Raw genomic sequence first — 20,902 nt, forward strand, 5'->3', positions numbered from 1 at the left:
TATGCCTGTTCTTGAAATGCCAAGCTGGGGCATGGTTGCCCTCGCCCTGACCCAGGCCATCGCCATGCTGGCGCTGGCGCCGCTCGCCACCGGATTCAACAGGGTGCTGCGGGCCAAGATGCACTCCCGTCAGGGGCCGGGCCTGCTGCAGGATTACCGGGATATCGCCAAGCTCCTGCGCCGTCAGGAGGTGACCCCCGAGCCTGCCGGCATCATCTTCAACCTGATGCCTGCGCTGCTGATCGCCGCCCTGCTGCTGGTAGCGATGGCGCTGCCAACCCTGACTCGGGAATCCCCCTTCCCCATCGCCGGGGATCTCATCACCGACATCTATCTGTTCGCCATCTTCCGCTTCTTCTTCTCTTTGGCGGGTCTGGATAGCGGCAGCATGTTTGCAGGGATCGGGGCCCGCCGCGAGCTGACCCTCGGCATTCTGGTGGAGCCCATTCTGGTGCTCGCCTGCTTCATCATGGCGATGATGGTGGGCAGCTCGGATCTGGGCAACATCAGCAGCTATGTCGCGACCCAGCCGCTGGCCGCGCCGGTCGCTACCCTGCTGGCTGGCGCCGCCTGTGCCTTTGCGGTGTTTGTCGAGATGGGCAAGCTGCCCTTTGACTGCGCCGAAGCCGAGCAAGAGCTGCAGGAAGGGCCGCTCACCGAGTATTCCGGTGCGGGTCTTGCCCTGCTCAAGCTATCCATCGGCCTCAAGCAACTGGTGGTGGTGCAGCTCTTTCTGGTGATTTTCCTCCCCTTCGGCAAGGCGGCCAACTGGAGTCTGCCCGCGCTGATCGGCGCGGCGCTGATCCTCGCCTGCAAGCTGCTGGTGGCCTTTTTACTGGCTGGCATCATCGAAAACGCCATGGCCCGTACCCAGTTCGTGCGCACCCACAAGCTCACTCGCTATGGCTTGGGGCTGGCCCTGCTGGCGCTGCTCGCCTATCTGGTCGGGATCTGAGCCATGCCCGCCAGCACAGCAACTTTTTCCGATTTCACCTTTTGTGAATGCTCAATCCCGAACATAAAGTGAGAACTGCATGACCATCGCCATTTCGGATCGCATCGGCTGCGACTACATCCAGCAGGTGCGAGCCCAACTGCCCCACGCCATCATCGACGAAGAGTGGCAAACTGCCGATCAGGCCACCATCACCGTCAAACCCACCAGTCTGGTTGAGACGGCCAGTCTGCTCTTCCACCAGCTGGGGGGCTGGCTTCCGCTCTCCTTTGCCAATGACGAGCGCAGCCTCAACGGCCACTTCGCGGTCTACCACGTCTTCTCCATGGAGGGCGACACCAAGTGCTGGATCACCGTCAAAGTGCTGGTGGATGCCGATACCCAGGAGTACCCCTCCATCACCCCGACCATTCCGGCGGCGGTGTGGGGCGAGCGGGAGATCCGCGACATGTACGGCCTGCGCGCCATCGGTCTGCCGGACGAACGTCGTCTGGTGCTGCCTGACGACTGGCCGGAGGATATCCACCCGCTGCGCAAGGACGCCATGGATTATCGCCAGCGCCCGATGCCCACCACAGATACCGAGACCTACCCCTTCGTCAACGAACTGGGTAGTGATGCCAACCGCATCGTGCCGGTCGGCCCGCTGCACATCACCTCGGACGAGCCGGGACACTTCCGCCTGTTCGTCGATGGCGAAGACATCATCGATGCCGACTATCGCCTCTTCTATGTCCATCGCGGCATGGAAAAACTGGCGGAAACCCGCATGGGCTACAACGAAGTGGCGTTTCTGACCGACCGGGTCTGCGGCATCTGCGGTTTTACTCACAGCGTCGCCTACACCACCTCGGTGGAGAACGCCATGGGTATTCCGGTGCCGGAGCGGGCCAAGATGATCCGCGCCGTGCTGCTGGAGGTGGAGCGCCTGCACAGCCATATCCTCAACATCGGCCTGTCGAGCCACTTCACCGGTTTCGACACCGGCTTTATGCAGTTCTTCCGGGTGCGGGAAAAATCCATGACCCTGGCCGAGTTGCTGACCGGTGCCCGCAAGACCTACGGCCTCAACCTGATTGGCGGGGTACGCCGCGACATCTTCAAGGAAGATCGCATCAAGGGTGCCCAGCTGGTACGCGAGCTGCGTGATGAGTTGAAACCGCTGGTGGCCATGCTGCTGGATACCGCCAACATCTCCTCCCGCCTCATCGGGATCGGCAAGCTCGACCCGCAAATTGCCCGCGATTTCAGCTGCGTCGGCCCCATGGTGCGGGCGAGCGGCTTCAAGCGCGACGTGCGCCGGGTCCACGACTTTGCCGGCTACCGCGAGCTGCCGATGGAGATCCAGACCAAGGCGGGTTGCGACGTGCAATCCCGGGTGCTGGTACGCATCCACGAGCTCTACGACTCCCTCGACATGATTGAGTTCGGCCTTGAACACCTGCCGGAGGGGCCGCTGCTGACCGAAGGCTTTACCTACCAGCCGGGCAAGTTTGCACTGGGCTTTACCGAAGCGCCGCGCGGCGAGAACGTCCACTGGAGCATGACCGGGGACAACCAGAAGCTGTTCCGCTGGCGCTGCCGCGCCGCCACCTACGCCAACTGGCCTGCTCTGCGTTACATGCTGCGTGGCAATACCGTCGCTGATGCGCCGCTGATTATCGGCAGTCTGGATCCCTGCTACTCCTGTACCGACCGGGTCACCCTGGTCGACCCCAAGAAGGGCAAATCCACCGTGGTCTCCTACAAGGAGATCGAGCGCTACGGCATCGATCGCAAAAACTCTCCGCTGAAATAAGGGGTCATCATGATCAAGCTGTTCAAGACCATCCTCAAGGCTGGCACCCCGACCGCCAAATACCCCTTCGCCCCTTACGAGGTGAACCGGGATTTTCGCGGCAAACCGAAATATCAGGCGGATCAGTGCATCGCCTGCGCGGCCTGCACCAAAGCCTGCCCGGCCAACGCGCTGGTGATGGAAGTGGACATGGAGACCGGCGAACGGCGCTGGGAGATCTCCATGGCGCGCTGCATCTTCTGCGGCCGCTGCGAAGAGGTCTGCCCGACCCGCGCCATCGCCCTCTCCCCCGAGTTCGAGCTGGCGGTGACCAACAAGGCGGATCTCTATGAGGAGGCCCGCTTCGCGCTGGCCCCCTGCACCCTGTGCGGCACCTACTTTGCCCCGAGCAAGCTGGTGGCACTGGTGGAGGACACCCTCAAACAAGCAGGCACGCTGCTCACTACCCCGGAGCGACTGCACCACTGCCCCGACTGCAAACGAAAACAGAGCATGCTGAGCCAGCCTGACTCGGCCCTGATCACACCGATAGCCACACAACAGGAGTGGATGTGATGAGCAAGATCAAAGGCATAGAACCGGTTGTCGGCCATGCCCATACCCGCGCCGTGCCGCTGGCACAGGATCCCGAGATCACCAAACTCAAGAAGACCCTGCTCAAGGACATTCGCCGCTCGGCCTATGTCTACCGGGTCGATTGCGGCGGCTGCAACGCCTGCGAAATCGAGATCTTCGCCACCATCACCCCGCTGTTCGATGCCGAGCGTTTCGGCATCAAGGTGGTCGCCTCCCCCCGTCACGCCGACATCCTGCTCTTTACCGGCGCGGTGACTCGGGCGATGCGGGTGCCGGCCCTGCGCGCCTACGAGGCGGCGCCCGATCCCAAGATCTGCATCGCCTACGGCGCCTGCGGCTGTGACGGTGGCATCTTCCACGACCTCTACTGCGTCTGGGGCGGCACCGACAAAATCGTGCCGGTAGATGTCTATATCCCGGGTTGCCCCCCCACTCCGGCAGCCACCATCTACGGCTTTGCCGTGGCGCTCGGTCTGCTGGAACAGAAACTCAAAGCCACCAGCCACGAGGTGCAACCGGGTGAGCGGGTCGAACTGCGCCACACCGGCATCCCCAATGAAATCCGGGTGATGATCGAACGCGAAGCGCGCCGCATGGCCGGTTACCGGCAGGGGCGGATCATCGCCGACGAATTCATGGCCCTGCTCGAAGGGGCGACCCAGCAGGATGTGGATCTGCGTATCCAGAGCTACCTCGATCAGCACGACGATCCGCGCCTGGCGGAGATCGTCAACAACCTGGCCAACGCCTGCCTCAACCGAGCGGCAGGCAAGGGAGAGGCGGTACATGGCTGACGAGGTTTTCTTCTATCGCCTGTCGCGCAAGTTCGTCGACGAGCAGTTCGACGTGCCGGAAGAGGCCAAAGAGGTGATGTACTACAGCCTCGCCATCGGCCACCACCTCGGCATCGTCGATTGCCTGCGGGCAGATCTGGTCTGCTCGCTGACGGGTTATCGCGACTGGGTAGCAAAGCTGCCAGAGGGGAGTGAAGCGCGCCGCAAGATGGAGGGGTTTCTCACTTTTGGCGAGATCACCATCTATCGCGAGCACTGCCATATGCTGGCCTGTGCCTTCGACCGGCTGCGCAAAGCCGACAATGTGCTCGATGAGCAGGAGCTGGGCTGGACCAACATTTTTATGGATCAGCTCACCGCCCTCTATAACGACCCCCATATGTACCTGATGGTAAGGAGCCGCTGATGGGCTGCAATCTCGTGTTGACCGTGGGCAATGCCATGATGGGGGACGACGGTGCCGGCCCCTATCTGGCGGAAAAACTGCAAGCCGCCCCCCTGCCCGGCTGGATCCATATCGACGGCGGCATCGCGCCGGAAAATGTGGTCTACAAGGTGCGGGAGCTGCAACCGGAGCGGGTGGTGCTGGTGGATGCCGCCGAGATCGGCGAAAAGGCGGGGACCCTGCAGGTGATCCCCCCCGAGACCATCGCCGAGATGTTTATCTTCTCGACCCACAATATGCCGCTCAATTTCCTGATCGATGAGCTCAAGACCTTTGTTCCCGAGGTGATCTTTGTCGGGGTGCAACCGGCCATCGTCGCCTTCTCCTTCCCGATGACCGAGATGGTGAGCGGGGCCATGGATTATCTCTATGGCCATCTGGAGGATGCCAAAGATAGCAATTTGTTAATAAAACATCTGGCGCAGTGGAATATTGCCAATGCCGAGCGATAATTATTTATCGAGTTGTTAACGACCGTTATTGAACGACGATTTTGACAATGTGTGCAAAGCCCGATGTTAAATTAAAAACATCGGGCTAATCGTTCTGAATTTGATATAAAACAAGGTTCTGCCGATTTTTCAAAAAATCGCTAACTCTCACTTTTTTATGACAAAAAAAGCGTTGCCAGTCACAGAAATTTGCCACAAAATGGCGGCCGTTGCGGAAGTTGATGGGGTCTGGTGGCCTCCTCGGTCTTCAAAACCGATGTGAGCCGAGAAGGCTTTGGCAGGTTCGATTCCTGCCTCTTCCGCCAAATTTATCTATTGAACAAATACTCTCCCGCTGAGTTTATCAGCCTGAATGTTATTTTCATCTCTTGTTCAATATGTTTGAAACAATACCTTAAAAAAAGGCGCTTGCCGCTTGCCAATATAATCCGAAGTCAGGTTATCTCGCTGGCCAAAAATTAATTTATCAGCATCGATGCAGCATTAATTTATACCCGCTCATTTATGCACCCAATTTGCAGTCATACGCAAATCGCCAGCAGTGCCATAACCCGTCAGCTCGGCCTCTCTATCGGCAAACCGGTGCGCATCCCGAACCCACGCACTGCACTGGTAATCCCATGCCGAACTCGTCTCACGCGCCAGCCATCCCCCACCGCCAGCCCACATCAGGTCCGGCTGCCGACGATTCACGGCCAGATTCACAGCAACAGTCCAGCCAGCAACACACGCGTCGCTTGCCACAAGTGGAACAGCTGCTGCAGCAACCCTTTCTCGCTGGGTTTATCGATGCGCTAAGCCGCCCGCTGGTGACCCAGGCGGTGCGCGAGACCCTGAGTGAACTGCGCCAGAGCGAGGCATTTCGCCAGCATGGAGTTGCCCCCGAGCAGATCGAGGTGCTGATTGCCAAGCGTTGCCAACAGCAGTTGCGCCAGCGTCAGACCCGGGTGATCAACGCTACCGGCACCCTAGTGCATACCAATCTGGGGCGCTCGCCATTAAGTCATGAGCTGTGGGACGAGGTGCGAGACCTCAACACCGGCTACAACAATCTGGAGCTGGATCTCGCCACCGGCAAGCGCGGCGGGCGCAAGGGGCTGATCGCCCCCCTGCTCGGCTGCCTCACCCAGGCCGAAGATTCGCTGGTGGTCAACAACAACGCCGCTTCGCTCTTTTTGCTGCTGCAGGAGGTGGCCAAGGGGCGCGAGGTGATCGTCTCGCGCGGCGAGCAGATCCAGATTGGCGGCGGTTTTCGCATTCCCGACATTCTGGCGCTCTCCGGCGCCAAACTGGTAGAGGTGGGCACTACCAATATCACTACCGCCAAAGATTACCTCGATGCCATTACAGAGCAGACCGCGCTGGTGCTGATGGTACACAGATCCAATTTTGCCATTCGCGGCTTTACCGAATCCCCCGATATTGGCGAGGTGGCCCGCGCCCTGCCCGAGCACGTGGTGCTGGCGGTGGATCAGGGGTCGGGCTTGACCACCGAAGAGTTTGCGCCAGACGAAACCTCGGTACGCCAGTACATCAAGGCGGGGGCGGATCTGGTCTGCTACTCCGGCGACAAGCTCTTGGGGGGCCCGCAAGCGGGCATCATCAGCGGCCGCAGCGATCTCATCAAGCGGCTGGAAAAGCACCCCATGATGCGCACCTTCCGCCCGAGCCGCATCGTCTACTCCCTGCTGGAACGCCTGCTCATCCACAAGCTCAACAAATCTCCCGTCGGCGAGGGTATCGCCCAGCGCACCCTGAGCAATCCGGCCGCCATGCAGGCTAGAGCCTCCCAGCTGATGGCAGCCCTGCCCGGCTGCTTTGTGCCGGTCCCCTCCCAGCTGGTGGTGGGCGGCGGCACATTGCCGGACGAGTTCTATCCGGCACCTGCGCTGGAGTGCACCGACCCGCGCCCCGCCCAGCAGCTGCTCGATGATTTGCGCGAACTGCCGGTGCCGGTGATTGCCACCGTGCGCCAGCAGAAGGTGCTGCTCAATATGGCCACCCTGCTACCGACCGAGATGGAGCTGTTGATCGCCCAACTCAAGGCGTTGCTGCTACCCACCCCGATCACTGCGAGCGAGGAGCCCTGATCCCATGACCCCCTATCGCGCCGTTATCGGTCTTGCCGGCCACGTGGATCACGGCAAGACCTTGCTTATCAAGGCCCTCACCGGCATCACCACCGCCCGCGCCCACGAGCAGGCCATCGGCATGACCCAGGATCTCGGCTTTGCCCACTTCGACGACGGTCAGGGCAACACCATAGGCGTCATCGATGTGCCCGGTCACGAGCGCTATATCCGCAACATGGTGGCGGGGCTTTGGAGTCTGGATCTGGTGCTGCTGGTGATTGCCGCCGACGAGGGGTGGATGCCGATGACCGGCGATCACCTGCGCCTGCTCAACGCGATGGGAGTGCCGCGCCTCTTGGTCTGCATCAACAAGTGCGATCTGGTAACGCCCGATGAGCTGGCACTCCTTGAGGAGAGCCTGCTGGAGCGGGTGATGGACGAGAGCGGCATGGTGCCCGACATCGTCAGCGTCAGCGCCAAAACCGGTGCCAATATGGCCGCCCTGCACACCGCCATCGTGCGCCAGCTTGCCGATCTGCCAGCATCGCACGCTGCCCGCGAGCAGAGCGCCCCGCGACTGTATGTAGACAGAGTCTTTACCGCCAACGGCACCGGTACCGTGCTCACCGGCACCTTGCAGCAGGGCAGCCTCAGGGTGGGGGACAAGCTGCGCCTCTACCCCGCCGACCGGGAAGTGCAGGTGCGCTCCCTGCAGGCCTATCACCAGAGCGTCGATGAAATTGGCGCCGTCTGTCGAGTGGCGGTGGGCCTGAAAAAAGTGCCCCACAAGGAGGTGGCCCGCGGTCACTGCTTCACCAGCGCCGCTGGCCAGTGCGAGGCAGCGACTCATCTGATCGTGCGGCTAAATGAGATCGGCGGCAGCATCCGGGAGCAGCGCAACCGCGAAGTAGAGGTGGCCCTCGGCAGCTGGCATGGCCGGGCCCGTTTTGTCCCCATCAAGGACACCCGGCTGGCACGGCTGATCTTTACCAGACCCATCCCCTGCTTCTTCGGCCAGCCACTCGCCATCATTCGCCACGGCAGCAGCGAACTGCTGCACGGCGCTCGCATCGTCTGGTGCGGCGACATCCACCCCGCCAGACGCAAGACCCTGCACGCCCTGCTGGGCGAGCTGCCAGATGAGCTCGAGCACTACAACCCGGCCACCCTGCAGCTGGGGCTCAATGGCTATGTGCTGGCCAGCCGCTTTGACCAGCAGCCCGAGCAGGTCACCCCCCTCGGTGAGTGGCTGCTGAACAACCACTGGCTGGCCCAAAGTCGCGATCAACTGCTCACCACCCTGGCCAGCGAACCGCTCAGCGCTGCGGAACTGGCGACCCGCTTTGGCATCGCCCTGCCGGTCACTCACGCCCTGCTCCAGCAGCTCAAGAGCGAGCAGCTCATTCGCCTGCACCATGACAAGTGGCAACCGGGCAACGGCGAGTCGGAAGATGATTTGGGGGAAGAGGCGCAGCTGGTGCTCAAGGTGGTGCGAGATCAAGGCAAGGAGGGGTACGAGCCCGGTAAACTGGGCCCCGGCGGTGTGGCGCTGGATCCCTTTATCACCCGCAAGCTGCCCGCGGCCCTGCAGCAGGGCTTGCAACAAAAAGGCGCGTTGCAAAAGCAGCTGCGCAATCTGGCGCGACTCAAGTATCTGGTGCAGCTCGATGGCCCCATCTACTACGACGCCGAGCTTTACAACCAGATGGTCGCCGCCGTGCTGGCGGGCCAGCAGGTGGGAGATCTGATCGACATGGCATCCTTCAAGGAGATCACCGGTTTGTCGCGCAAATACGCCATTCCGTTCTGCCTGCGCATGGAGATGGATGGCTGGGTGCGGCGCGAGGAGAACGAGCGTCGGGTGCTGCGTTTGCCAGCCACTCAAGATGAAATGGAGCCGGCATGAGCGCTGCCACCGCCCCCTCTGGCTCTTCCAATCCTGTGGCCAACCGGCTGCGCCGCGAATTTCATATCGACGGTATCGTCCAGGGGGTCGGCTTTCGCCCCTTCGTCTATGGGCTGGCACTGCGCTACGGCCTTGCCGGTTATGTCTTGAACGACGCCAACGGTGTCACCATCGGCGCCGAAGGATCGCCCGAGCAGCTGGCCAGCTTTGCCCGCGAACTGCGGGAACTGGCGCCGCCACTTAGCCGCATCGATCATTTCAGCGAGCGGGAACTGCCCCTCGCTCATGATCCCGACTTTGATGGCCAATTTCATGGCCAGTTTCGAATTAAAGCCAGCCAGCAGCAGAGCGCCGCTACGGTGGCCATCTCGCCAGATCAGGGGATGTGCGAGGCGTGCGCCAACGATGTGGCCAATCCAACAGATCGCCACCACCACTACCCCTTTACCAACTGCACCCACTGCGGCCCGCGCTACACCATCATCCGCCGCCTCCCCTACGACCGCCCCCACACCGCCATGGCCGACTTTGCCATGTGCCCTCGCTGCGCGGCGGCTTATGAAAACCCGCTGGACAGACGCTACCACGCTCAGCCGGTGAGCTGCCCCGAGTGCGGGCCCCATCTCAGCTGGCGCAGCGGCCACGGCGATGCCCTGGCCGAGCGAGAGGATGCCCTGCACGCCGCCGCCAGCGCCCTGCAAGCGGGGGCGCTGATTGCGGTCAAGGGGATGGGGGGTTATCACCTGATATGTGATGCCCGCAATGAACAGAGTGTTGCCAGATTGCGAACACTCAAGCGGCGCGCGCGCAAGCCGCTGGCGGTGATGATGGGCTCCCTTGCCGAGGCCAAACTTCATGTCACCGGCAGCGAAGACGAATGGAAGCTGCTCGCCTCTCAGGCCAGACCCATCACCTTGCTGCGCAAGCGCATTAACGATGATCGGCTCTCAGAAACTGGACAACCAGCCGTGCCGCTGGCCGAGGGGATCGCCCCCGGCATCCCCTACCTCGGCGTCATGCTCCCCTATACCCCGCTCCACCAGCTGCTGCTGGATGCCTGCGCCATGCCGCTGGTAGCCACCAGCGCCAATGGTCGCGGCAGCCCGATCCTTATCGAGTGCGAGGCGGTGGTCAGGGAACTCGGGGGCGAGATTGACGGCATTCTGGATCACAACCGCCCCATCCTGCACCCCTGCGACGACAGTCTGGTGCAGTGGGCGGGCGGGCGGCGCCAGACGTTGCGGCTGGCCCGCGGTTACGCCCCCTGTACTCCCAGCCTGAAAACAGCGATCAACGCCCCCGTGCTGGCAGTCGGCGCGCAGCAGAAGAACCAGCTGGCGCTCGCCTTCGGCCGCCAGCGCATCTACAGCCCCTATATCGGCGATCTGCACAGTTTGCCAATGCAGGGCCACTTCGAGCAGACCCTGGCGACCTTTCGCAATCTCTACGATCTCAAGCCCCAACTGCTGGTCTCGGATCGCCACCCCGGCTACCTCAGCCACCAGTGGGCCAGGGACTATTGCCACGATCAAAATGCCACCCACCTCGAGGTACAGCACCATCACGCCCACCTACTCGGGGTGATGGCGGAGCACGACATCACGGGCCCGGTGCTGGGTGTTGCCTTCGATGGTACCGGCCTTGGCGATGACGGCACCCTCTGGGGTGGCGAGCTGCTGCTGGCCGATGTGAAGGGCTTTTCACGGGTTGCCCACCTCAAACCCTTCAAGCTGATCGGCGGCGAGGCGGCCATTTGCGAGCCGGTACGCCAGCTACTGGGGATGCTGTTTGAATCCTATGGCGTGGATGAGATCTGCGCCCTCGATATTCCGCTGATCAACACGTTGCCGCCTGAGCGGATCCGCAACCTGTACCAGCTCTGGCATCTCGGTCGCAACGCCCCCCATACCAGCTCCATCGGCCGTCTGTTCGATGCGGTCGCGGCGCTGTTGGGGGTGATCGATACCCCGGATTACGAGGGCGAAGCGGGACTCTTGCTGGAGGCAGCCGCCTTGCAGCTGGCCCCCGATGAACAGCCCTTCCCCCTCGCCTTTGGCCTGAGCCAATCAGCGGAGGGACCACTGCAGATCGAGTGGGCCGAGCTGATCCATACCCTTGTCAGCGAGCGGCGCCAAGGCACCCCTACCGCCAGCCTGGCCGCCGGTTTTATCCGCGCCATCAGCAATCTGGTGGTTGCCCTGGCCGAGCGCTTCCCCGGCTATCCGGTGGCGCTCGGGGGCGGCGTCTTTCAAAACCGGGTGCTGATGGACCAGCTTGTGCCCGCTCTCGAAGCGGCCGGCCGGCAGGTATTGACCAGCGAAACCCTGCCGCTCAATGACGGTGGCATCGCCGCCGGTCAGCTCTGGTTTGCCATCCACCATCTTGCCACGCACCAGCCTGTCACAACCGGTTGTGCCACCTTGTCGGAGTCCTGAAATCCATGTGTCTATCCATTCCCTCTCAGGTGGTGCAGCTGCACCCCGAAGATAACTGCGTCACCGTCGATACCCTGGGAGTGCAGCGGCGCGTCAGCTGCATGCTGCTCGAAGAGCCTCTCCAGGTGGGCGACTATGTGCTGCTCCATATCGGCTTTGTGATGAGCAAGATTGACGAAGAGGAGGCGCAGGCCAGCCTCGAGAGCTTCCGCCAGATGGTGGCCCTGATGCCCAAACAGGATATCTTGCCATGCTGACCTTGAATGACCTGTTTCAGGGCTTTCGCCAGCCTGAGGTGATCCGCGCCCTCGCCGCGCAAATTAATGAACTCGCAACAGATCTGCCCGAACCGCTGCGGGTGATGGAAGTGTGCGGCGGCCATACCCACACCATCATGAAGTACGGCCTGCACCAGCTGTTGCCGGCCAGCATTGAGTTCGTTCACGGCCCCGGCTGCCCGGTCTGCATCATGCCCAAAGAGCGCATCGATCAGGCCATCGAGCTGGCGAACCAGCCCAGCGTCATTCTGGTCACCCTGGGGGACATGATCCGGGTGCCGGGCTCCAAGGGCACGCTGGCCCAGCAGCGGGCCAAGGGGAGCGATATCCGCCCTGTCTATGACCCCCTCGATGCCCTGCGCATCGCCAAGGAGAACCCGGACAAAACCGTGGTCTTCTTCGCCATCGGTTTCGAGACCTCCACCCCCATGACCGCGGCGCTGCTGGCTGCCGCTGAAGATCAAGGGGTCGAGAACCTGCTGTTTCATATCAACCATGTGCTGGTGCCGCCCGCCATTCATGCGGTGATGGCCGACGGGGTGGCCAAGGTGAATGCCTTTATCGGCCCCTCTCACGTCAGCGTCATCACCGGCGCCGATATCTACCTGCCCATCGTCGATCGCTATCAGGTGCCGGTGGTGGTGAGCGGCTTCGAGCCGGTGGATGTGATGGAGGCGCTCTTGATGATGGTGCGCCAGAAAGTGGAGGGTCGCTACGCGCTGGAGGTGCAGTACAGCCGCGCCGTCACTGCCAGCGGCAATAAAGCCGCCCAGCGGCTGGTCGAGCGCTTTTTCGAGACCCGCGAGCACTTTCGCTGGCGAGGTCTGGGAGATATCAACGCCTCCGCCCTGCGCCTGCGCGATGCCTTCGCCAAGCGCGATGCGGAGCGTCACTTTGCACTCAATCAGACTCCCATCGATGACCATAAGGCGTGCCAGTGCGCCGATATCCTGCGCGGCTTGGCCAAACCGAACCAGTGCAAAGTCTTTGGCCGGGGCTGCACCCCGACCCAGCCCATGGGCAGCTGCATGGTCAGCTCCGAAGGGGCCTGCAATGCCTACTACCGATATATGGGGATCCAATGAGAGAAATTCAGTTAAGCCACGGCGGCGGCGGCGTCGAGATGAATCAGCTGATCAACCAGCTCTTCTTTCGCCACTTTGGCAACGAGATCCTGCTGCGCGGTGAAGATGCCGCCCTGCTGCCGGTGAACGGTCCCGTCGCCTTCACCACCGACAGCTTTACCGTCTCGCCGCTGTTCTTCGAGGGGGGCGATATCGGCAAGCTGGCCATCGCCGGTACGGTCAACGATCTGGCCATGATGGGGGCCAAGCCCGAGTATCTGAGCTGCAGCTTTATCATCGAGGAGGGCTTCCCCTACGCCGATCTGGCCCGCATCGTCGAGTCGATGGCCGCCGAACTTGCCAACAGCGGTGCCCGCATCGTCTGCGGCGACACCAAGGTGGTGCCCAAGGGGGCGGCCGACAAGATCTTTATCAACACCAGCGGGGTCGGCACTTTCCCGCTGCCCGAACAGAGCCGGGGCATCTCGGTGCGCAACCTCAAGGCCGGTGACGCCATTCTGGTGTCGCGGGATATCGGCAGCCACGGCGCCTGCATCCTGATGGCCCGCGACGCCCTGCAACTGGGCTCTGATCTGAAAAGCGACTGCACCACCCTCTGGCCGCAGGTAGAAGCGCTGCTAAAAGCTGGTATTACCCCGCACGCCCTGCGCGACGCCACCCGCGGTGGCCTTGCGGCCGTGCTCAACGAGTGGAGCAGCGCCTCCGGCGTTGCCATCGAGCTGGAGGAGTCCGCCATTCCGGTGTGCGATCCGGTACGCGGCCTGTGCGAACTCTACGGTTTCGAGCCCCATGATCTCGCCAACGAGGGGACCATGGTGCTGGCCCTGCCTGCCGAACAGGCGCATGACGCACTGGGCATCTTGCGGCAATTCAACACCGCCGCCAGCCAGATCGGCGTGGTGCAGGCGAGCGATCGCCACAAGGTGATCCTCAACAACCCCTGGGGCAGCCGTCGTTATCTGGAGCTACCGCAAGGGGAACTGCTCCCGCGGATCTGCTGATCGGCCATGACGTTAACCCATATGCCGTTTTCCCAATTAGGGGGAGGAGTCACAGCTCTTCCCCATATCGGTTAAGGAGCCACCATGCACGAAATGTCTCTGGCCATGGCTGCCATCGATCTGGCGGCTGAACAGGCCACCCAGCGGGGCTTTAACAAGGTGACCGCCCTCTGGCTCGAGGTCGGCAGCTTCTCCTGCGTCGACCCGGACACCATTGCCTTCTGCTTCGAGGCGGCCGCCAAGGGCACCGCCGTCGAAGGGGCCCAGCTTCACTTTCAGCACCAGGCGGCAGAGGCTTGGTGTTACGACTGCAACCAGACGGTCACCCTCACCGAGCGCGGGCAGGCCTGTCCCGGGTGTGGCGGATACAAATTACGAGTCGCGCAGGGCGATAGCCTGCGCATCACCGACATCGAGGTAAGTTGATATGTGTAGCGTATGCGGATGCGGCCAGGCGCGGATCGCCGGCCATGAGCACGATCATGAGCACGATCATGAGCATCATCACGAACATGCTCATGACGCCCATCACCATCATGACCACGAGCAGAGTGCACCGCGCACCCTGATCATTCACCACCACTACCACCATCAGGGGGATGTCCATCACCACTACCACGGGGTGCGGGCTCCCCTGAGCCATGAAGGGCATGATCACCCAAACGATCACCACCATGATCACCCCCACGACCATCATCATGAACATGGCCACTCTCATGACCACGGCCATTCCCACGCGCATCCCCATGATCACAGCCATGACCATGACCATGACCATCAGCAGGGGGATCTGCACTACGGCAAAGGGGAAGCGGGATTGTCGGTGCCCGGCATGGGGCAGCGCCAGCTGATCGCCATCGAGATGGACGTGCTGGCCAAGAACAACGCGCTGGCCGCCCACAACCGTGAGCACTTCGACGAAGCGGCCCAGCTGGTACTCAATCTGGTGTCGAGCCCGGGTTCAGGCAAGACCTCCCTGCTCTGCGAAACCCTGCGCCAACTGGCCGACAAACGCCCCTGCGCGGTGATCGAAGGAGATCAGCAGACCAGCGCCGATGCGGATCGTATTCGTGCCACGGGTGTACCGGCCGTGCAGATCAACACCGGCAAGGGCTGCCATCTGGACGCAAAAATGGTCCACGATGCCTGCCACCAGTTGCCTGCCAATGAAGGGGGTATCCTCTTTATCGAGAACGTGGGCAATCTGGTCTGTCCCGCCAGCTTCGATCTCGGCGAGAAGTACAAGGTCGCGATCTTGTCCGTCACCGAGGGGGAAGAGAAGCCCCTCAAATATCCGGACATGTTTGCCGCCGCCCAACTGATGGTGATCAACAAGATCGATCTGCTGCCCTACGTCAGTTTTGACGTGGCCCGCTGCATCGAGAATGCGAAACGGGTCAACCCCTATATTCAGGTGATCCAGGTCAGTGCCACCACAGGTGAAGGGATGGATGCCTGGCTGAACTGGCTGGCCACGGCCTGATCTCGAACGTCCGATTACGCTGCGCTAATCGACACCACATCTGCACCACTAATGTGCTGTACATGTTGATGAAAAAGAGGGAGGCATCAGCCTCCCTCTTGGGTTGTAACAAGAATCGCGTTGTCATTAACCCGCAAACCACTTTTCCACGCTGATGTAATAGGTGGTGAAATCACGCCCCGAGAGCGTCGTCTTCTGCACCCTGGTGGATCGCTTGGTGAGCGCCCGATATTCTGGGCGAGTGCTCAGCAGATGGAACATGACCTCCTTATGCCCCATCTGCCTTGCCCATCCCATCATCTCCTTGAAGATGGCAATCCCCGTCCCCCAACCCGCTTTAGCGATCACAACGGCAATCTCGACGCCATCGTCGTCGGGTTGTATCCCGCACCATCCAACCAGAACACCGTCAATGAGCACGGCACGCACCCGGCAACCGGGTAACCTGTCTATTCGCATCTTGTCATCCATCCAGGTGCGTACACTGGCCGCATCGAAGGGGGGATGATCAATCAGATGCTTTCTCACTGTCTGATCGTTGACCACGGACAGAAAATCGCCCACACCCACATCACTGAACAGTTTAAATTCCATACAACTCATAGTGAATAGCGTCCAAAATGGTGGGCTCTGCCATATGATGACTTCCCCGCAAAATGTTTATTGCCCCCCTGATAGGGCGCACAGTCATTATGCCAATCAGACCAAAACATTTGCAAAGGATGCAAGAATAGAGTGAGTACCTGCCGTGATGCTGAAGGGAAACGCCAGCCCTCAGGCTACATTGCAGACCATCAATTCCTGCTCAGCCGTCTCCTCGCCAAAACGCAGCACCCGATGACAGATCTGGCGCAGCAACGCCTGCTGATGGCTAAAAATCACCATGGCGAGACCGCGCTGCTCGCACTCAATCATCAGCTCCCGCCAGATATGACGCTGAATTTGCGGATCCAGCTGGGCGGTCACCTCGTCGGCAATCAGCAGACGGGTGCGGGGATCGAGGGCGCGCAGCAGCGCGATGCGTGCCAGCTCGCCACCAGAGAGCTGACCGGGTTTACGAGCGAGCCACTCGGGCTTGACCATAAAACGGGCCAGCATGGCGTCATCGGGGCGCCACACATCCCACAGCGCCTGCCCGGTGGTGCGATAGGGATTGAAGGTGAGTTCGGGGTGCTGGGGCACCAGCTGGATGGGGTTATAGCCTTTTACCTGTTCAGGCACCGGCTGCCCATCCAGCAGGATCTTCCCGCCAGCTCCAATCGGTTGCCAACCCGCTAATACCCGCCCCAGCGTGGTTTTGCCATGGCCACTAGGCGCAGATATCCCTAGCCGTTTGCCCGCCTTGACCGTCAGGATAAGTCCCTGCCAGAGGGGGCGTTCCCCCTGGGCAATGGTGAGATCCCGGACCTCAAACATCAGCGACCTCCGGTACAGAGAAGAGCGAATTGAACTCCGGCAGCGCCTGCCAGTGGGCGCGGAGCATCTCGCTCCCCTGCCCCTGGCGCAGGTGGTGGCTGCTCAAGGTGTCGCTCACTTGGCCCTGATGCAGCGCCACGATGCGATCGGCAAAACGGGCCGCCAGTGCCAGATCGTGGGTGACCCAGAGGATACCGCTGCCTTGCTCTGCAATCTCGCGCAACTGGGTGAGCAGCTGGCAGGCCAGCCCCTCATCAAGCCAGGCGGTGATCTCGTCCGCCAGAATATAGCGGGCACCGCCAAGTGCCGCGGTACAGGCCAGAATGCGTTTGGCCATGCCGCCAGAGAGCTGGCGCGGATAACAATCCAGCGTGGCGGCAGGCAGTTGGTAGCGCTGCAACTGCTGGCCGAGTCGCTCACGGGAGCCGCTCTGACCACAGAGACAAGCCGCGCGGCCCAGCTGGCGAGCGACAGTCAGCAGCGGGTTAAGGGCGCTCACCCCCTGCGGTACATAACAGAGGGTATGGCCGCGCAAACGGGCACGACTGGCGTCGCACAGGGGGGTACCATCGAGCGAAATAGTGCCGCGCATGCGCAGGTTGTCCGGCAGCAGGGTCAGGGCACTTTGCAGCAGCAGGCTCTTGCCCTCACCACTCCCCCCCACCAGCGCGACGATCTCCCCCGGCGCCAATTGCAGGCTGATATCGGTCAGCAGGGGCTGCCATCGCCGTCGTCCCAACCAGGAGTAGTGGGCCGCCTCAATGGTCACATGGTCGAAGCTCAGCATTGTTCACTCCCAAACCAGAGTTGTTGCAGGGCGCGAGTAGCCTGATCAAACAGTAAAACCAACGTCAGTAGCATCAGGCCGGGGAAGAGGGCCAGCCACCAGCCGCCACCGGCCAGATAACGCAGCGCATCGGCCAGCAGCAGACCCAGCGAGGCCTCGTGGGCCGCCAGACCGAATCCCAGAAAACTGAGCGCTGCGCTATGCAGCACTGCATGGGGAAACATCAGCAGGGTGCCGATAAACCACTGGGGCAACAGCCCCGGCAGCTGATGGGTGCGCCAGCGACGCAGTGCCCCCATCCCCTGACAGCGCGCCAGCACCACATAGTCGCTGCTGGCGATCCGCCGCGCCTCGGCGCAGAGAATGAGCGCCAGCTTGGGCCAGTGAGTCAGCGCCACCGCCAGGATCACCCCGCGCATGCCGCCGCCCACGGTAAAACAGATAAGGATCAGCAGCAACATATGGGGCAACGCCAGCATGGCGTCGATCACCAGCCGCACCGCCATGTCACATCTGGGATGAACCAGCGAGAGGCTGGCCGCCACCATGGCCAGCAGGCCACTACAGAGCGCCGTGCCTAGCCCGAGCTCCAGACTGGTGAGGGTGCCCTGAAAGGCACGCAGCCAGAGATCCCGCCCCATCTGATCGGTACCGAACCAGTGCACCAGCGAGGGTGGCTGCTGGCGGGCCAGCAGATCCATCGGCACATCCTGCGCCGACAAGCTCCAGCCGTAACAGGCCAGTAGCGTCAGGCAGATCAGGGCAAAGCCCAGACGCAGCAGAGCCGGAAGCGGATTAAACAGCATGTCCACCCTCCCAGCCCCGATTGATACGGGCCAGCAGCGCCCGTGCCGCCGTGTTGCCCAAAAAGACCAGCAGGGTGCAGAAGAGCACAATACCCATCAGCAAAGGGATATCCCCCCGCAGCCCCGCATCCACGGTCGCCTGACCGAGACCCGGATAGGAGAAAACCTTCTCCGCCAGCAGGGATCCGCCAATCAACTCCCCCAGCGACGCAAACTGCAGACAGATGGCCGGGGTCAGGGCGTGGCGCAGCACATGAAAACGCAGCATGGGCCAACCGCCATCGCCTTGGGCACGGGCATAGCGGATAAAGTCGCTCTCCAGCACCTCGGCCACCCGTCCCCGGGTATGCAGGGCAATGTTGCCGACTCCGAGCAGCGCCAGGGTAGTCACCGGCAACAGCAAATGACGAGCCCTCATCGCCCAATCCACCTCATCGGCAGCGAGGCCCGGCGTCCAGGCACAACAGACCGGCAACAGTGGCCAGTGCACCGCAAACAGGGCGAGCAGCAACAGACCAACCCAGAAGGTAGGCAAGGAAGCAAGCAGATAGGCAAAGCGACAGATAAGACGATCAGGCCAGCGGTTGAGATAGCGACCGGCGCAGAGTCCAAGCAGGATGCCGAACAAGCCGGAGAGCAGCCAGGCCCCCGCCAGCAGCAGGAAGGAGGCAGCAAAGCGGCTACCGATCACTTGGGCTACCGGCGCATTGTAGAGCATGGAGTAACCCAGATCTCCCTGCAGCACCTGGGTAAACCAGTGCCAGTAGCGCAGCCAGAGCGGCTGATCCAGCCCCCAGCGAGCAGCAATGCGAGCATACTGCTCGGGCGGCACATGGAGCAGATCGTTGCCGATATAGGCCTTGATGGGATCGATGGGGGAGTAGCTGAGCAACACGAAGGTCGCGACCGACACCAAGCATAAAAGCCCTGCCAAACGCAGCAGGGCTTTCAGACTTGTGCTCATCAACGTGGACGAACTTAGCGGCACGTCCACCGCCAATCCTGCAGGTTGTTGAGCAGAGACCAGCTACCGTGGATCTCTGGCGCCCCCTTGCCAAGATCGATGCAACTATTGGCCAGATAGGTGTGCTGCACGTTGAGCAGCCAGGCCCAGGCAGCGTCCCCCTGCACCCCGGCGCCGCTCTTGCCATCCCACTCCACCTGCTGCCAGAACGGCACGGCCGTCTGCCAATCGGGAGCATCCAGCGCCTGCTTGAGGTGACCATCCACTACCGGGTTGCTGTAGTAGCCCGGGTTGTAGAACTCCACGCCACCCGAACCGCTCTGGTAGTGGTGATAGAGCTCCATGGGATCCAGACTCCCCCACCCCATCAGTACCGGATTGGCGTGCATCTCACGCTCAACCTGCTCCCAGCTACCGGACTTGAGGCTCACCTCAAGACCAATGGGCTTGAGCATGGCCCGCACCGCTTCCGCCAGATCGCGACGGGTGCTGTCACCGCTGGTATACCAGAGGGTAAAGGCGGCGCGCAGGGTGCCCTTGTGACGAATGCCGTCACTGCCCATCTTCCAGCCCGCCTTGTCGAGCAAGGTATTGGCATGGGCGACATCGCCATCCTTGAAGGCCGTGGCCTTGTTCAGCCAGGGCAACCCTTCTACCGCACTGTAAGCGGGGATAGCGTGTCCTTCCAGCAGTTGATCGGCCAAAAGCTTGCGATCGATGGCGTAGTTGATGGCGCGGCGCACAGCCACATCGGCAGTCACGTCGTTGCCGATGGGATAACCCTTGGCATCCTTTTGACCGGCGGGAGGAATAGGGAAGACAATGCCACGGTTCTCTACACTCGGGCGTACCCAGAGTTTGAGTGAGGCAGGCACAGTCGGCGCCAGCGAGGGGGGAATACGCACCAGATCGAGCTGGTTGCTCTGGGCGGCGGCATAGGCGCTCTCTTCATCAATAAAGACAAACACCAGCCGTTTAAAGTCATTGTTGCCACCGGCGTAATAAGGGTTCGCCTCCACCACCAGCTGCTGACCGGGCAGGAAGCTCACCAGCCGGTAGGGGCCAGCGCCGACAGGTTGCTGGGCATAGCGCTTGGCATCATAGTCATGGGCCGACACGATACCGAGTGACCCCAATACGTTGACGAACGTGCTCTGGGGGGCGCTCAGGGTAATGGCTACCTCGGTAGGCGAGAGCACTTTGGCCGCGACAAAGTTGCCCATGTCGATCTTGCCGCCGCCCTTGGCTGCGCTGTTGTAGGTAAAGGCCACATCCTCGGCGGTGAGCGGTGCACCGTTGGAGAATTTCAGGTCGGGCTTGAGGGTGATGAGCCACCCCTTGCCATCCTTGCTCGGAGTCACCGCCTGGGTGAGCACATTGTGCCAGCTGAGATCGGCGTTCTGCTTGAGCAGCGGACTGTGCAGCAGCAAGTAGCTACCGTGGCTCCAGCCGAGCAGCGGGTCAAACCCTTCGGTAGGTTCGCTACCGATGGCAAGCTTGAGTTCGGCGGGAACCGGTTGGCCAGCGGCCAGCACGGCATGAGAGCCGGTTCCCAGTAGCAGGGCCAACATCATGGCTACGCGACTGCGAAGGCTATTGCGTGGAATCGTCATGGGGATCCTTTTTATTGTTCCACTCACTCTTTATCT

The 20,902-nt window shown here is 61.7% G+C and carries 21 protein-coding genes and 1 tRNA gene; 15 read left to right on the top strand and 7 right to left on the bottom strand.

Annotation, left to right across the window (positions count from 1 at the left end; translation table 11 throughout):
• Position 1: 1 nt before the first annotated feature.
• From ACE1BR_RS15180 to hypA, 14 genes are all read left to right on the top strand, one after another.
• Positions 2–955, top strand: a complete 954-nt coding sequence (locus tag ACE1BR_RS15180) for a respiratory chain complex I subunit 1 family protein (RefSeq protein ID WP_374871643.1) — start codon at positions 2–4, stop codon at positions 953–955.
• Between the two features lie 79 nt (positions 956–1,034).
• Positions 1,035–2,753, top strand: a complete 1,719-nt coding sequence (locus ACE1BR_RS15185; protein ID WP_374871645.1) for an NADH-quinone oxidoreductase subunit C — start codon at positions 1,035–1,037, stop codon at positions 2,751–2,753.
• 9 nt (positions 2,754–2,762) lie between these two features.
• Complete coding sequence (locus ACE1BR_RS15190; protein WP_374871647.1) at positions 2,763–3,308, top strand: formate hydrogenlyase complex iron-sulfur subunit; 546 nt, start codon at positions 2,763–2,765, stop codon at positions 3,306–3,308.
• The gene (locus ACE1BR_RS15195) at positions 3,308–4,123 is read left to right on the top strand and encodes an NADH-quinone oxidoreductase subunit B family protein (protein ID WP_005301886.1); all 816 of its coding nucleotides are present in this window, start codon (positions 3,308–3,310) and stop codon (positions 4,121–4,123) included. Before ACE1BR_RS15190 ends, ACE1BR_RS15195 begins: the two co-directional genes overlap by 1 nt.
• Complete coding sequence (locus ACE1BR_RS15200) at positions 4,116–4,529, top strand: formate hydrogenlyase maturation HycH family protein (RefSeq protein WP_374871649.1); 414 nt, start codon at positions 4,116–4,118, stop codon at positions 4,527–4,529. Before ACE1BR_RS15195 ends, ACE1BR_RS15200 begins: the two co-directional genes overlap by 8 nt.
• On the top strand, positions 4,529–5,020 hold the full coding sequence (gene hycI, locus ACE1BR_RS15205) for a hydrogenase maturation peptidase HycI (protein WP_058051883.1): 492 nt from the start codon (positions 4,529–4,531) through the stop codon (positions 5,018–5,020). Before ACE1BR_RS15200 ends, hycI begins: the two co-directional genes overlap by 1 nt.
• 213 nt (positions 5,021–5,233) lie before the next feature.
• A tRNA-Sec gene (locus ACE1BR_RS15210) sits at positions 5,234–5,325 on the top strand.
• A gap of 315 nt (positions 5,326–5,640) precedes the next feature.
• Complete coding sequence (selA, locus tag ACE1BR_RS15215) at positions 5,641–7,110, top strand: L-seryl-tRNA(Sec) selenium transferase (protein WP_374871651.1); 1,470 nt, start codon at positions 5,641–5,643, stop codon at positions 7,108–7,110.
• 4 nt (positions 7,111–7,114) lie between these two features.
• The gene (selB, locus tag ACE1BR_RS15220) at positions 7,115–8,998 is read left to right on the top strand and encodes a selenocysteine-specific translation elongation factor (protein WP_374871653.1); all 1,884 of its coding nucleotides are present in this window, start codon (positions 7,115–7,117) and stop codon (positions 8,996–8,998) included.
• Entirely contained in the window at positions 8,995–11,433 is a 2,439-nt protein-coding gene (gene hypF / locus ACE1BR_RS15225; protein ID WP_374871655.1) for a carbamoyltransferase HypF, read from the top strand. Before selB ends, hypF begins: the two co-directional genes overlap by 4 nt.
• 5 nt (positions 11,434–11,438) lie before the next feature.
• Positions 11,439–11,690 carry a HypC/HybG/HupF family hydrogenase formation chaperone gene (locus ACE1BR_RS15230; protein WP_040065728.1) on the top strand — a complete coding sequence of 84 codons (252 nt, stop codon included), beginning with the start codon at positions 11,439–11,441 and terminating at the stop codon, positions 11,688–11,690.
• A complete protein-coding gene (hypD, locus tag ACE1BR_RS15235; protein ID WP_374871657.1) occupies positions 11,684–12,796 on the top strand; it encodes a hydrogenase formation protein HypD in 1,113 nt (370 codons plus the stop codon). The genes ACE1BR_RS15230 and hypD overlap by 7 nt, the downstream gene beginning before the upstream one ends.
• Positions 12,793–13,797 carry a hydrogenase expression/formation protein HypE gene (gene hypE, locus ACE1BR_RS15240; RefSeq protein WP_374871659.1) on the top strand — a complete coding sequence of 335 codons (1,005 nt, stop codon included), beginning with the start codon at positions 12,793–12,795 and terminating at the stop codon, positions 13,795–13,797. The genes hypD and hypE overlap by 4 nt, the downstream gene beginning before the upstream one ends.
• Positions 13,798–13,881: 84 nt before the next feature.
• Positions 13,882–14,223 carry a hydrogenase maturation nickel metallochaperone HypA gene (hypA, locus tag ACE1BR_RS15245; protein WP_042658210.1) on the top strand — a complete coding sequence of 114 codons (342 nt, stop codon included), beginning with the start codon at positions 13,882–13,884 and terminating at the stop codon, positions 14,221–14,223.
• On the opposite strand, the gene ACE1BR_RS15250 is transcribed toward hypA, so the two are convergent.
• Positions 14,201–14,545, bottom strand: coding sequence for a hypothetical protein (locus tag ACE1BR_RS15250; RefSeq protein ID WP_374871662.1), 345 nt, complete (start codon positions 14,543–14,545; stop codon positions 14,201–14,203). The genes hypA and ACE1BR_RS15250 overlap by 23 nt on opposite strands.
• Here ACE1BR_RS15250 and hypB point away from each other — a divergent pair.
• Positions 14,432–15,280 carry a hydrogenase nickel incorporation protein HypB gene (hypB, locus tag ACE1BR_RS15255; RefSeq protein WP_374871752.1) on the top strand — a complete coding sequence of 283 codons (849 nt, stop codon included), beginning with the start codon at positions 14,432–14,434 and terminating at the stop codon, positions 15,278–15,280. The two genes, ACE1BR_RS15250 and hypB, sit on opposite strands and share 114 nt — an antisense overlap.
• A 126-nt stretch (positions 15,281–15,406) precedes the next feature.
• Here hypB and ACE1BR_RS15260 read toward each other — a convergent pair whose 3' ends face one another.
• The 6 genes from ACE1BR_RS15260 to ACE1BR_RS15285 all read right to left on the bottom strand — a co-directional run bounded on the left by ACE1BR_RS15260 (position 15,407) and on the right by ACE1BR_RS15285 (position 20,866).
• A complete protein-coding gene (locus ACE1BR_RS15260) occupies positions 15,407–15,883 on the bottom strand; it encodes a GNAT family N-acetyltransferase (protein WP_374871664.1) in 477 nt (158 codons plus the stop codon).
• A gap of 171 nt (positions 15,884–16,054) precedes the next feature.
• Positions 16,055–16,696 carry an ATP-binding cassette domain-containing protein gene (locus tag ACE1BR_RS15265; protein ID WP_374871666.1) on the bottom strand — a complete coding sequence of 214 codons (642 nt, stop codon included), beginning with the start codon at positions 16,694–16,696 and terminating at the stop codon, positions 16,055–16,057.
• Entirely contained in the window at positions 16,689–17,483 is a 795-nt protein-coding gene (locus ACE1BR_RS15270; RefSeq protein WP_374871668.1) for an ATP-binding cassette domain-containing protein, read from the bottom strand. Before ACE1BR_RS15270 ends, ACE1BR_RS15265 begins: the two co-directional genes overlap by 8 nt.
• Positions 17,477–18,289 (bottom strand): ABC transporter permease, encoded by an 813-nt coding sequence (locus ACE1BR_RS15275; RefSeq protein WP_374871670.1) that lies wholly within the window; start codon positions 18,287–18,289, stop codon positions 17,477–17,479. Before ACE1BR_RS15275 ends, ACE1BR_RS15270 begins: the two co-directional genes overlap by 7 nt.
• Positions 18,279–19,283, bottom strand: coding sequence for an ABC transporter permease (locus ACE1BR_RS15280; RefSeq protein WP_374871672.1), 1,005 nt, complete (start codon positions 19,281–19,283; stop codon positions 18,279–18,281). Before ACE1BR_RS15280 ends, ACE1BR_RS15275 begins: the two co-directional genes overlap by 11 nt.
• Complete coding sequence (locus ACE1BR_RS15285; RefSeq protein ID WP_374871674.1) at positions 19,268–20,866, bottom strand: ABC transporter substrate-binding protein; 1,599 nt, start codon at positions 20,864–20,866, stop codon at positions 19,268–19,270. The genes ACE1BR_RS15280 and ACE1BR_RS15285 overlap by 16 nt, the downstream gene beginning before the upstream one ends.
• Positions 20,867–20,902: the final 36 nt, after the last annotated feature.

This window comes from Aeromonas sp. MdU4, assembly GCF_041929505.1.
Lineage (GTDB): Bacteria > Pseudomonadota > Gammaproteobacteria > Enterobacterales > Aeromonadaceae > Aeromonas.

What these genes read in the sequence shown, in the direction of transcription:
- ACE1BR_RS15200 (WP_374871649.1), top strand. Translation starts at nt 4,116, where the DNA reads ATGGCTGACGAGGTTTTCTTCTATCGCCTGTCGCGCAAGTTCGTCGAC.
- ACE1BR_RS15195 (WP_005301886.1), top strand. Translation starts at nt 3,308, where the DNA reads ATGAGCAAGATCAAAGGCATAGAACCGGTTGTCGGCCATGCCCATACC.
- ACE1BR_RS15285 (WP_374871674.1), bottom strand. Translation starts at nt 20,866, where the DNA reads ATGACGATTCCACGCAATAGCCTTCGCAGTCGCGTAGCCATGATGTTG.
- ACE1BR_RS15185 (WP_374871645.1), top strand. Translation starts at nt 1,035, where the DNA reads ATGACCATCGCCATTTCGGATCGCATCGGCTGCGACTACATCCAGCAG.
- ACE1BR_RS15230 (WP_040065728.1), top strand. Translation starts at nt 11,439, where the DNA reads ATGTGTCTATCCATTCCCTCTCAGGTGGTGCAGCTGCACCCCGAAGAT.
- ACE1BR_RS15275 (WP_374871670.1), bottom strand. Translation starts at nt 18,289, where the DNA reads ATGCTGTTTAATCCGCTTCCGGCTCTGCTGCGTCTGGGCTTTGCCCTG.
- ACE1BR_RS15265 (WP_374871666.1), bottom strand. Translation starts at nt 16,696, where the DNA reads ATGTTTGAGGTCCGGGATCTCACCATTGCCCAGGGGGAACGCCCCCTC.
- selB (WP_374871653.1), top strand. Translation starts at nt 7,115, where the DNA reads ATGACCCCCTATCGCGCCGTTATCGGTCTTGCCGGCCACGTGGATCAC.
- hypE (WP_374871659.1), top strand. Translation starts at nt 12,793, where the DNA reads ATGAGAGAAATTCAGTTAAGCCACGGCGGCGGCGGCGTCGAGATGAAT.
- hypA (WP_042658210.1), top strand. Translation starts at nt 13,882, where the DNA reads ATGCACGAAATGTCTCTGGCCATGGCTGCCATCGATCTGGCGGCTGAA.
- hypF (WP_374871655.1), top strand. Translation starts at nt 8,995, where the DNA reads ATGAGCGCTGCCACCGCCCCCTCTGGCTCTTCCAATCCTGTGGCCAAC.
- ACE1BR_RS15260 (WP_374871664.1), bottom strand. Translation starts at nt 15,883, where the DNA reads ATGAGTTGTATGGAATTTAAACTGTTCAGTGATGTGGGTGTGGGCGAT.
- ACE1BR_RS15190 (WP_374871647.1), top strand. Translation starts at nt 2,763, where the DNA reads ATGATCAAGCTGTTCAAGACCATCCTCAAGGCTGGCACCCCGACCGCC.
- hypD (WP_374871657.1), top strand. Translation starts at nt 11,684, where the DNA reads ATGCTGACCTTGAATGACCTGTTTCAGGGCTTTCGCCAGCCTGAGGTG.
- ACE1BR_RS15180 (WP_374871643.1), top strand. Translation starts at nt 2, where the DNA reads ATGCCTGTTCTTGAAATGCCAAGCTGGGGCATGGTTGCCCTCGCCCTG.
- ACE1BR_RS15270 (WP_374871668.1), bottom strand. Translation starts at nt 17,483, where the DNA reads ATGCTGAGCTTCGACCATGTGACCATTGAGGCGGCCCACTACTCCTGG.
- selA (WP_374871651.1), top strand. Translation starts at nt 5,641, where the DNA reads ATGCCGAACTCGTCTCACGCGCCAGCCATCCCCCACCGCCAGCCCACA.
- ACE1BR_RS15250 (WP_374871662.1), bottom strand. Translation starts at nt 14,545, where the DNA reads ATGGGGATGCGCGTGGGAATGGCCGTGGTCATGAGAGTGGCCATGTTC.
- hycI (WP_058051883.1), top strand. Translation starts at nt 4,529, where the DNA reads ATGGGCTGCAATCTCGTGTTGACCGTGGGCAATGCCATGATGGGGGAC.